At 71.3% G+C, this 11024-nt stretch carries 12 protein-coding genes; 5 read left to right on the forward strand and 7 right to left on the reverse strand.

What is annotated here, in order from left to right:
• Window positions 1-62: 62 nt before the first annotated feature.
• Genes BN12_RS02180 through BN12_RS02190 form a run of 3 tightly spaced genes read right to left on the reverse strand, consistent with a single transcriptional unit; the run spans window position 63 to window position 2923 of the window.
• A complete protein-coding gene (locus BN12_RS02180) occupies window positions 63-1334 on the reverse strand; it encodes a sensor histidine kinase (protein ID WP_048549832.1) in 1272 nt (423 codons plus the stop codon).
• Between the two features lie 20 nt (window positions 1335-1354).
• The gene (locus BN12_RS02185) at window positions 1355-2002 is read right to left on the reverse strand and encodes a response regulator transcription factor (protein ID WP_048549833.1); all 648 of its coding nucleotides are present in this window, start codon (window positions 2000-2002) and stop codon (window positions 1355-1357) included.
• 9 nt (window positions 2003-2011) lie between these two features.
• Entirely contained in the window at window positions 2012-2923 is a 912-nt protein-coding gene (locus BN12_RS02190) for an alpha/beta fold hydrolase (RefSeq protein ID WP_200901122.1), read from the reverse strand.
• Window positions 2924-3138: 215 nt separating this feature from the next.
• Here BN12_RS02190 and BN12_RS02195 point away from each other — a divergent pair, with 215 nt between their 5' ends.
• The 3 genes from BN12_RS02195 to BN12_RS02205 all read left to right on the forward strand — a co-directional run bounded on the left by BN12_RS02195 (window position 3139) and on the right by BN12_RS02205 (window position 6271).
• Window positions 3139-4266 (forward strand): hypothetical protein, encoded by a 1128-nt coding sequence (locus tag BN12_RS02195; RefSeq protein ID WP_048549834.1) that lies wholly within the window; start codon window positions 3139-3141, stop codon window positions 4264-4266.
• A gap of 182 nt (window positions 4267-4448) precedes the next feature.
• A complete protein-coding gene (locus BN12_RS02200) occupies window positions 4449-5216 on the forward strand; it encodes a hypothetical protein (RefSeq protein WP_048549835.1) in 768 nt (255 codons plus the stop codon).
• A gap of 143 nt (window positions 5217-5359) precedes the next feature.
• Entirely contained in the window at window positions 5360-6271 is a 912-nt protein-coding gene (locus BN12_RS02205; protein ID WP_048549836.1) for an alpha/beta hydrolase, read from the forward strand.
• A 37-nt stretch (window positions 6272-6308) separates the two neighbouring features.
• Here BN12_RS02205 and BN12_RS02210 read toward each other — a convergent pair whose 3' ends face one another.
• The 4 genes from BN12_RS02210 to BN12_RS02225 form a co-directional block, all read right to left on the reverse strand.
• Window positions 6309-6620, reverse strand: coding sequence for a heavy-metal-associated domain-containing protein (locus BN12_RS02210; RefSeq protein WP_048549837.1), 312 nt, complete (start codon window positions 6618-6620; stop codon window positions 6309-6311).
• A gap of 43 nt (window positions 6621-6663) precedes the next feature.
• Complete coding sequence (locus tag BN12_RS02215) at window positions 6664-7320, reverse strand: Clp protease N-terminal domain-containing protein (RefSeq protein WP_048549838.1); 657 nt, start codon at window positions 7318-7320, stop codon at window positions 6664-6666.
• 3 nt (window positions 7321-7323) lie between these two features.
• Window positions 7324-7536: a helix-turn-helix domain-containing protein gene (locus BN12_RS02220; protein ID WP_048555903.1), complete on the reverse strand. Its 213-nt coding sequence runs from the start codon at window positions 7534-7536 to the stop codon at window positions 7324-7326.
• A 136-nt stretch (window positions 7537-7672) separates the two neighbouring features.
• Entirely contained in the window at window positions 7673-9241 is a 1569-nt protein-coding gene (locus BN12_RS02225) for an MFS transporter (RefSeq protein ID WP_083454350.1), read from the reverse strand.
• A 207-nt stretch (window positions 9242-9448) separates the two neighbouring features.
• On the opposite strand from BN12_RS02225, the gene BN12_RS02230 reads away from it, so the two are divergent.
• Both BN12_RS02230 and BN12_RS02235 read left to right on the forward strand, forming a co-directional pair.
• Window positions 9449-10321 carry an LLM class F420-dependent oxidoreductase gene (locus tag BN12_RS02230; RefSeq protein ID WP_048549839.1) on the forward strand — a complete coding sequence of 291 codons (873 nt, stop codon included), beginning with the start codon at window positions 9449-9451 and terminating at the stop codon, window positions 10319-10321.
• 81 nt (window positions 10322-10402) lie between these two features.
• A complete protein-coding gene (locus BN12_RS02235) occupies window positions 10403-10936 on the forward strand; it encodes a dihydrofolate reductase family protein (RefSeq protein ID WP_048549840.1) in 534 nt (177 codons plus the stop codon).
• Window positions 10937-11024: the final 88 nt, after the last annotated feature.

An 11024-nucleotide genomic window follows, 5' to 3' on the forward strand; every position in this document is an offset into this window, starting at 1 on the left:
ACCGATATCAGGAGCAACGCAGGCACGGACGGTTCCGCGTCACCCCGTCGGGATGGGCAGGCTCAGGGCAGCCGGGCGACGGTCGCGGACCGGGCGGACTCCTCGGGCACCGGCATCCGCACGGTGACCCGGGTGCCCGTCGGCGCGGCCGGCTCGATGCGGAACTCCCCTCCGGCGGCGGTGATCCGGGCGCGATGGGACGCGAGCCCGATGTGCCCGTCCGCCAGGCGTTGCGCGAGGACCCCCTCGGCGATGCCCGACCCGTCGTCGCTGACGACGAGCACGGCGTCGCGACCGTCGCGGTCCAGGGTGACCTTCACGGTCCGGGCGTTCGCATGCTTGACGACGTTGATGAGCGCCTCCCGAGCAGCCGCGTAGAGAGCCGGGTCTGCCGCGGTGGGACCCTCGAGCCAGCCCGCGAGGTCGAGGTCGACGGTCAGCCGCCCCCGGGCGGCGACGCCGGCCGTGAGGTCGGTGAGCGCCCGCGCGAGTCCGGCCTGCTCGAGCACGGCGGGGTGCAGCTCGGACACGGTGGAGCGCAGCATCGTCGACGACTCGCGCAGGGCGTGGTCGACGCGGACGAAAGCATCCGGATCACCGGTGTCACGCGCGTCGTCGAGGTCCTGCCGAGCGGCGAGGAGATACTGGAGCGCGCCGTCGTGCAGATCCTCGGCGAGCAGGGCACGCTCGTGCGCCTCGATCCGGACGATCTCGTCGAGCAGGTCGATACGCTCGCCGAGCAGTTGGCCGATCGTCAGCACTCGGGACAGCTGGACGAAGGAGAGCGCGACGGATCCGGAGGCGAGCCCGGCGAGCACGAGGGACCGCAGCAGGATCGACGACCACGGCTCGGCATTCGCCTGCTGGGTGAGGATGCTGACCGCGAGGCTCGCGCCGAGGGTGGGCACCGCGATCGCGGCGCAGACGACGGGCCGCAGCGACGTCGCGGCGAGCATGGGGATGACGTAGAACCCGTTGACGAGGACGTCCGCGGTCCACGACTGCTCCGCGGCGATGCCCGCCACGAGCGTGAGCGCCGACAGCGCGGCGGTGTCGACGAGCAGAGCCAGCCACATCCACCGCAGCGGTCCGAGCCCGCCACCACGGGTCCGCACCGCGAGCGCCCCCGCCCAGGCGGCATACCCGACGACGATGAGGCAGCACGCCAGGAGGTCATGCTCCGGGGGCACGAACCCGAGCGTCAGGGCCATGAAGAGGACGAGCAGCCCGCGCAGTCCGAGCTGCACCCGGACGCTGCGGTAGGCATGGCGGAGCAGGATCTCCCGCAGCTCGGGAGTCTCGCTGAGTCCCTCGAGCGTCACCCGATCCGCCACGCCGGCCACGTCACGCGTCGCTAGTCGAGCAGCCCACGCCGCATCGCCTCGGCGACCGCCGCGGCGCGATCGGAGACCCCGAGCTTCTCGTAGAGCCGCTGGGTGTACGTCTTGATCGTGCTCACGCCGAGGAAGAGCTCGGCCGAGGCCTGGGGGATGGACAGCCCGCGCGCGAACGCGTCGAGCACCTGCCGCTCGCGCTCCGACAGGACCGGTACGTCGGAGCGGGCACGCAGCCGGATCTGGTCGGCGAGACCGCCGGCCAGCTCCGGCGGCAGGACGGTATGCCCGCCCGCGACGCGGACCACGGCCTCGACGATGTCTCCCCGGGAGGCGTCCTTCGTCAGGTAGCCCGCCGCCCCCTCCTCGAGGGCCTGGAAGACCACCGCGCTGTCGGCGAACGCCGACAGGAGGATCACCCGCGTCGGCAGCCCGTCGCGGGCCACCGCTCGGACGACGTCGACGCCGCTGAGCCCGGGCATCTGGTGGTCGACGATCGCGACCTGGGGGTGCTCAGCACGGATGAGCTCGAGGGCCTCCCGACCGTCGCCGGCCTCCCCCACGATCCGGATCCGTCCGCTGTTGTTCAACCCACGGGCCACCCCGTCGCGGAAGAACGGATGGTCGTCGGCGACCACCACGGTGACCAGCTCGTCCGACATCGGCATGGCGGTGACCTAGGTTCCCCGGCCGAGCAGGACGTCGACCACCTGGCGCTGCGCGTCCGCGGCGTCCGGGTGGGTGTAGAGCGCGAGGTGGCTGCCGTCATCGAGGTCGAGACGACGCGCACCAGGGATCGTGGCGGCGGCGTACTCCCCGTGATCGGGCGTGACGTCGGTGTCCGCCGTCCCGTGGACGACGAGCGTGGGCGCGGCGATCCGCTCCAGGTCGAGGGACCGGATGACGGCGAACTGGGCGAGGTCGTTGCGGTAGCCGGCGCGCCGATCGGGGCCGAGACCCGCGGTGCCCGCGAGACCGAGGACGAACTCGCGCTTGACGGGGTCGGCCATCACCTCGGCGACGCGGTCGCGCAGCAGCTCGCCGGTCAGGGAGCTCTCGCTGCGCAGCGTGCCGGTGACGACATCCTCCGGCCGACGCTCGGCGAGGAGCCGCAGGAGCCACCGTCCCGGCGCGGTCCCGAGCATGAGCCGGTCGCTGAGGCCGGTCCGGGGAGGCCGGTAGCCCCTGCTGACCGTCGCGAAGGCGACGATCGCCGTCACTCGGGCGGGGTGTCGCACCGCCAGCCGGAACCCGCACGGCCCGCCGCCCGACCAGGCGAGCACGCCTGCGGCAGGGATGTCGAGGGCGTCCAGCAGCGCGGCGACGAGGTCGGCCTGCTGGTCCGGCGTCTGCCGGGTGCCGAGCTCGGTTCCGAGGTACCCGGGGCGCGACAGGAGGATCGCGCAGATCTCGTCGCGGGGCAGGAAGGCGGCCATCAGAGCGGCGGCATCGATCCCGCCGGGGCTCCCGTGGAGGACGACGACCGGTATGCCGCTGCCGACCCGCGCGTACTCGACCGGTCCCAGCCGGGTCTCCAGCATGTCCGGAGTCGGCCCGACCGAGCCATGCTGCGGCGGCACGCTCGTCACGGACCCACGCTACGCCGAACCATGGCCCCAGGCGGCCGTTTCCCGCACGACGGGCGGCCGTCGCGGACCCCGGTGTCAGCCGATCGGCCGACATCGCGGTCCCCCGAGCGATCGTCCGATCGGCCGACCGTATCGACCGCCCGTCGAACGGATGGTTGACCCACGAACCACGGAGCGCCGACCGAGGCGAACCGGACCACACGACAGGAGACCCCATGCGCATCGACACGATGACCAAGAAGTTGGCCGCGGCACTCGTCGGCGGCGCAGTGCTCATCGGTGGGGCCGCCGGCCCTGCGCTCGCCGCCACGTCGACGGCGACGGCCCAGGACGACGCCGGGGTGCAGCCGGTCGGTCCCCCCGCGCCCAACAACATGTCCTTCGACTACCGGCTCTACAACGACACGCCCTACACATGGACCATCGATCCCTCCGGCACGCTGTCCCAGCACTGGTACAGCGACACCCAGTGGACGAAGGTCGACTGGCGTGGGGTCGGACCCGTGCAGACGATGAAGCCGGGCGACGTGATGCATCTGCGCAAGGAGTCGCACAGCACCTACGACGCCAACGACGGCGACGACGACTGGATCAGCTACTCCTTCACCGACGCCGACGGTGCTCAGCACCTCGTCCGCGTCCACGCCGACTATCAGGACCACCTGACGAGCTTCAGCATGGACAGGAGCGGAGACGACTGGGTGAACTCCACCGCGGTCTTCCACATGGCATACCAGCCGGGCGCGGAGGCCAACTCGGTCGGCGCGTTCCTCAACAAGCCGGCCGAGGTCACCATCGACGCGGCCGCCGACCCGAAGCGCGCCGCGGATGCGGTGAGCCACTTCTCCGACGCGGGCGCGACCGGCAAGAAGTTCACGCCGACCGCCGACCCGACGTGGACCGAGACGGACCCGAAGCCCGGCTCGGCCACCCTCATCAACGCGACGTCGAGCCCCGCCGAGCTCACGGCGATCACCGGCACGACGAACAGCGAGAGCACGTCGTTCTCCGAGGAGATCGCGTGGGAGGCCCAGCTCGGATTCCTCGGGGTCGCCAACGCCGGCATCAGCGCGTCGATCGGCAGCACCCAGGAGTGGCGCGTCTCCGACACGGTCGAGAACGGCGACACGATGACCGTCCCCTCTCAGAAGCAGGGCTCCTTCGTGAAGACGAACGACGTCGAGAACGTGACGGGGAACGTCGACTTCACCATCTACGACGGCATGCTGACCTACCACCTCAAGAACGTCACGGTGTCGATGCCGGGCCTGACCAAGCCCGGCCAGTCGATCCCGGTGCCCGGCACCGCATTCAGCCCGGTGATCACGGGCATCGGCGGGTAGCGGATCCTCCCTCCCCGCGACCTCGGGAGGGACGTGGGTCGACCGATCGGACGACATCCGCGTCCCCCGACCGGTCAACCAACCGGCCGACGGCCCCCACCGTCGTCCACGGACAGACTCGTCCCAGCTCGACAGCCCCATCCAGCGTCCGACCGGACGCACCCGCCGAAAGGAAGCAGATCATGAAACTCACGAGGACCGGGATCGCCGCCGGAAGCCTGCTGGCCACCGCGCTCATCGGCTCGACGGTCGCCACCGCCGCCTACGCGGTCGCCGACGGAACGACCGTGACCATCGACGCCGCGGCCCAGCCCGCCGCGGCCGCCTCGGCCATGGCGCTCTTCCCGAGCGCCACCGACAAGGCCTTCCAGGCGACGACGAACCCGGCCTACTCCGAGACCGGCTGGGAGCAGGCCAGCACGTCGAGGCTGGACAACCCTCCGGACAGCGACGAGGACCTCACCCAGGACCTCAAGGTCACCCACGAGGCGGAGGCCAGCTTCTCGATCGGCGGTTCCGTCGGCGCGGAGACCACCCTCAGCGCCCTCGGCTTCGCCAACGCCAAGGTCAGTGTGAAGTTCAGTGCCGAGCACCAGTGGGCCACCCAGACGTCGGACTCGGAGAAGATCTCGGTGACCGCCAAGCCCGGCACCTCCGTGTGGATCGTCGCGGCCCACCGGCAGGCCACCTTCACGGGCGACTACACCTTCACGGCGAACGGCACGACGTACCACGTCGACAACGTGACGATCACCGAGCCGGCCCCCGCCACCGGCGGCGACGCGACGAGCGGCGTCACCTACCTGGCGACCGAGCAGGCCTACACGAAGGTCAACAACGTCACCGGTGCGGCGGCCGGATCGCTGCCCAAGGGCCTCGTGCCGATCGGGAACAACCCGCGGGTCCAGGCGATCAACGCCCAGCTGCCCCGCCTGAAGACCGCCGGCTGAGGGATCCGGTGTCGAGTTGAGCCTCTCTCGCGACCCTCAGCCGGTCCTGGGTCGACCGAGGACCGGTCGACCCAGGACCGGTCGACGGAGGACCGGTCCAGGCAGGACCATGGGAATGAACCCACCCCATGAGGAGGTGCAGCGTGCTCTCTGACGAAAGCCGTCGTCTGCTCGAGTCGGTGCCACCGCGGCCCAGCCGGCGTGCGGTCGGGGTCGAGGCGAGCCGCCTCGCCCTCCGGTCCCAGATCCCGTTCTTCGGCACCGCGACGGAGCCTGTCGCGGTCGAGGACACGACCGTCCGGGACGTGCCGGTCCGCCGCTATCGGGCCACGATGTCGACGGACTCCCCGTGCCTCGTCTACGCCCACGGCGGCGGCTGGGCCCTCGGAGACCTCGACACGCACGACGCGTGGTGTCGCCGTCTGGCGGCGAGGGCCGAATGCCACGTCGTCGCCGTCGACTACCGACAGCCCCCCGACCATCCGTACCCCGCAGCCCTCGACGACGTCGGCGACGTCGTCACCGAGCTGCTCACCCGGCCCGAGCGCTACGCGATCGACGGGGACCGCGTCGCGGTCGGCGGCGACAGCGCCGGTGGCAACCTCACCGCGGCGGTCTGCCAGCGGCTGGGCAGCGAGGGCCTGCGCATCAGGCACCAGCTGCTCGTCCTGCCGGTCGTCGACAACGACGTGGAGCGGTATGCGTCCTACGACGAGTATCGCGCCGGTCCCGGGCTCACCCGGGAGGACATGGAGTGGTACTTCGAGCAGTACCTCGGCGACCGGTGGTGGGCCGTCACCGATCCCGGGGCCGTCCCCATGCGGGCCGAGAGCCTGGCGAGCCTGCCTCCGACGACGATCCTCACCGCCGAGTGCGACCCGGTGCGGGACGAGGCGGAGGCATACGGCGAGCGGCTCACGGCGGCCGGTGTCCCCACCCGGGTGAGGCGCTCCCCCGGAGCCTTCCATCCCTTCTTCCTCTACCACGACCAGCTCGCGGAGGCGCGTGAGGCGCTGCGGTTCTGCGCCGAGGAGCTGCGGGCCGCCTTCGGGTGAGGTCCGCAGCCGGTCGCGGGGGTGACCGGCGGTCCGGTCAGGCCAGCGTGTAGCCGGCCTCGCGGACGGCGGCCTCGACGACATCGCGGGAGACCGGCTCGTCGGAGGCGAAGGTGAGGCTGCCGCTCGCGAGGTCGACGATGACATCGCGAACACCCGCGACCGCGCCGACCTCCTCGGTCACCGCCGCGACGCAGTGACCGCACGTCATCCCGGTCACCGTGTACGCCGCCCGCGGCTCACCGGCTGCGGCAGTCTCGATGGTCTCGGTGGCCTGGATGTCGCTGGAGGTGCACATGAACGACGGGTCCCCTCGCCTGATCGTCGGGTGGTCCTTGACGGAGCTCACCTTATACCCCCTGCGGGTATGCGGTGTGTCCGGTCGGCGGAGCTCAGGCGGTGCGGCGGCTGCGGTTCTCCAGGTCGGCACGCACCGCGCGCACGTCGACGCCGCGCATCCGCAGCACCATGCGTAGCGTCTCGTCGTCGGAGCGCAGGACGCCGAGGGCGATGTGCTCGGAGCGGATCTCCCGCGCACCGGTCCGGATCGCCTCGCGGAGGGAGAGCTCGAGGACCTTCTTCGCGCCACGGCTGAAACGGACATGCTCGCGCCACCCGAGCCGCCGGCGGGCGGCCCACAGATCGAACTCGTCGTCGTCCCGGGACAGGCGGGGATCGGGGTCCTGCGTCCCACCCTCGCCCTGCCCGTCGAGTGCGCCCTCCCCGAACTGGCGCTCGACGGCGGCCCGGATGGCGTCGAGGTCGATGCCCAGGGAGCGGAGCGCGTCCGCGTCCTCCTCGCTCAGCGGAGCCTGAGGGGCCGTCGGCTCGGGGTGAGCCGACGGAGTCGGCGGCCGGAGCCCGAGGGAGGTGGCGATGGCCTCCGTCGTGATGCCGTGGGCCGCGAGGAGGTCGCTCACGCCGCTGCTCTCCTCGGTGAGGGCGAGAAGGACGTGGACCGGACGCACCCGTTCGGCGCCGAGCTCGTGGCAGAGGTCCTGGGTCGAGATCACGACGGCCCGGGCGTTGCGGGAGAAACGTTCGAACACGGCCTACCTCCGGGCGTGCTTGCGGTGGACGGTCTGCTTGGTGACGCCGAGCGCGTCGGCGATCTCCTGCCACGACCAGCCCTTGGCGCGGGCGTTGTGCACGTGGAGGGTCTCCAGCTGGTCGAGCAGGCGACCCAGCGCGGCGACGGCCCGCAGCCCGACCGAGGGGTCGGTGCTGTCGAGGTCGCCCGCGAGGTCGGTTGCGGTCCTGGTCATGGTCGTCAGCATATGCTGACGTGCCGCTCTGCGTCAACATATGCTGACGACGGGGACCGACGGTATGCGACGTCACCGGGCGGGCGAGAGCCGTGGCCCTCGCCCGCCCGGTGACCGACGGCGTCGGAACCCGTTGTCAGGCAGGCTCTTCGGCGGTCCGCGAGTCGGTGAGGGTGAGCGCACCGCATACCGCGATGATTCCGACGACGACCGCGAGCACGGCATACGTGATCCGCTCACCGTGGAAGAACAGCGCCACGAGGGAGTCGCTCCACGTGCCGACGGGCAGTCGGGTCGTCACGAGAGCGGCGATCAGCGTGCCGACGACGGCCGTGCCGACGCTCGTCCCGACCTCCTGCGCGGTGTCGTTGAGCGCTGCGCCGATCGAGGTGCGGTTGCTCGGCATCGCGTCGATGAGGGCGACGGCGCAGATCGTCAGGACCGTGCGCAGACCGATCGTCATGACGACCATCGAGACGGCGATCGCGAGGTACCCGTGGTCCACGCCCCACGCGAGCCCGCCGAGCGCACCGGCGAGGAGGACCGCGCCGACGAGGCAGGCGATGCGGTGGCCGAAGCGCTTGATGAGCGCCTCCGACAGGGGCGTCGCGAGGAGCATCGTCGCGATCATCGGCAGGTTCGCGAGGCCGGCGCGCACCGGCGACCAACCGTAGGCGTACTGGAAGTGGAGGACGAGACCGAACATGACGCTGGCCATCGCGATCGCGGTGCCGGCCTGCGCGATCGTCGCGCCGCGGACCGTGCCGTTGGAGAAGAGCGCGAGGTCGAGCATCGGCGAGGGGGTGCGGCGTTCGTGCCACACGAACCCGGCGGCCGCGAGGACGGCCGCGAGGATCGAGACCAGCGTGCCGGCGGCGAGCCAGCCGTGCTCCACGCCGGAGGTCGCCGAGTAGCAGGCGAGGCCGATCGTGAGGATGCTCAGCGCCGCCCCCGGGAGGTCGAGGCTGTCGTCGGTCAGGTCCTCACGCCGGTCGCGGGCGACGCCGAGCCGGACGCCGATGCAGGCGAGGAGCGCGATCGGCGCATTGACGACGAGCAGCCACTCCCACCTGATGTGGGCCAGGGCGGTGCCGCCGAGGAGCGGGCCGAGGATGAACCCGGACATGCCGACGACGATCATCACGGTGATGGCGCGCATCCGCAGCGCCTTGTCGTCGAAGAGTCGGAAGACGAGCGAGTTGGTGATGGGCGCCATCGCCGCCGCGGCGACGCCGAGCGCGGCCCGGAGGGCGATGAGCTGGCCCGAGCTGTGCACCGCCACGACGCAGAGGCTCAACAGGCCGAATGCCGCGAGCCCGATGAGGAGCACCCGGCGGCGCCCGAAGCGGTCGGCCACCGAGCCGGCGGTGAGCAGCAGCCCGCCGAAGGTCAGCGAGTACGCGCCGGTGACCCACTGCAATGCCGTCGTGCCGCTGCCGAGGTCCCGGCCGATCGTGGGGAGGGCGATCGAGAGCAAGGTGTTGTCGACCATCTCGACGAAGAAGGCCAGGCACAGGGCGGCCAGGGGGATCCACGCCGCCCGGAGGGAGGGATAGGTATGCGACTTCCCAGCCGTGGTCGTCGTGTCCGGCGTCCGGGTGGGCTGGGTGTCGGTGGTGCCGATGTCGGCGGTCTCGATGTCAGTGGTGGCAGTGGTCCCGATGGCCTCGGTCCCGATGCCAGGGGTGCTGGTGTCAGTGGTCATGATGGCTCCTCGTGGGCATTCGCGTGTCGAACGCGTCACGGGCGACGCTAGGCAGCCGCGGTTTCAGCGCGGCTTCACACCACCTTCACCCGCTTTCACCGCCCTGTCGGGGGTGATGCCAGCTCCGTCATGGGGGCGTTGAATGGGGGGACGATCGGCGGCGACCCTGCGTCGACCCGCCGAGGACACCCGACGTGAAGGAGCGGCATGAGACTTGGACTGCACATCTCCGACTTCACCTGGGACGGCGGCGCGGCCGCCCTCCGCGAGACCCTGGGCGACGTCGCGCAGCGCGCCGAGCGCGCGGCATACGACCGGATCAGCGTCATGGACCACCTCTGGCAGATCTCCCACCTCGGCCCCCCGGAGCACGAGATGCTCGAGGCCTACACGACGCTCGGCTTCCTCGCCGCGAGGACGGAGCGGGTCAAGCTGCTCACCGTCGTCACGGCCGTCGTCTACCGCGAGCCCGGGCTGTTGGCGAAGGCCGCCACCACCCTCGACGTCCTCTCCGGCGGTCGCGCGATGCTCGGCATCGGCGCGGCCTGGAACGAGGAGGAGTCCCGCGGCCTCGGCCTCCTCTTCCCACCGACGGCGGAGCGGTTCGAGCGGCTCGAGGAGGCGTTGCAGATCTGCCAGCAGATGTGGAGCGACGACGACGCCGCATACGAGGGCACCCACTACCACCTCGCGCGGACGCTCAACTCACCACAGTCCCTCAGCCGGCCGCACCCGCCGATCCTCATCGGTGGCGCAGGTGAGCGGAAGACGCTGCGGCTCGTGGCGCAGTATGCCGACGCGTGCAACATCTTCGACACGCCGGAGCTGCCCCACAAGCTGGACGTGCTGCGCGAGCACTGCGAGCGCCTCGGCCGGGACTACGACGAGATCGAGAAGACCGCCCAGCTCCGGTTCGACCTCGGCCCGAACGGCGAGCGGGTCGAGCAGACGATCGAGCACCTGCACGAGCTCGCCGGCCTGGGGATCCAGGTGGCACACGGGGCGCTCGCCGACGTCAGCAGGCCCGGCACGCTCGAGCTCATGGGCGAGCAGGTGATCCCCGCCGTGGCGGATCTGTGACAGCAGGACACCGGCCGCGGCGACCGGCCGGAGCACAATGCCCACAGCACGAGTGCAGCCCACCGACCGGAGGTATCCACCATGCGAAAGATCGTCGTCTACGAGCTCCTCTCCTTGGACGGCGTGGCCGAGGACCCCGACGCGTTCTTCGCGTGGGACGAGGTGATGGACGCGAACCTGTCTGCCGTCATCGACACCCAGGACTCCGTCATCCTCGGTCGGCGCAGCTACGAGGAGTGGGCGGCGTTCTGGCCGCAGAGCACGCTGGAACCCTTTGCGACGTTCATCAACGGCGTCGAGAAGTTCGTCGTCACCTCGAGGCCGTTCGTCCCCGAATGGGCGGGATCACAGGTCGTCGCAGGCGATCTCGTCGAGTCCGTCCGCGCGCTCCAGGAGCGACCCGGCGGCGACATCGGCGTCCACGCCAGCATCTCGGTGGCCCAGGCGCTCCTGGCCGCAGGCGTCGTCGACGAGCTCAAGCTCGTCATCGCTCCGGCGATCGCCGGGTCGGGGCGCCGGCTCCTCGACGGGCTGCCACCGCAACGGCTCGAGTCGATCCGGAGCACGATGTCGCCGACCGGCCACCTCCTCGTCGACTACCGGGTCGTGCACTAGCCGGCCCGGTCGCATACCCCGTCGTTCGGTCGCGCAGCAGCGGCCGGCGCGGTCGCGCAGCGGCGGGCGCGGTCGCGCAGCAGCGGCC

Origin of the sequence: Nostocoides japonicum T1-X7, from assembly GCF_001046855.1 — a bacterium.
Classification (GTDB): Bacteria; Actinomycetota; Actinomycetes; order Actinomycetales; family Dermatophilaceae; genus Nostocoides; species Nostocoides japonicum.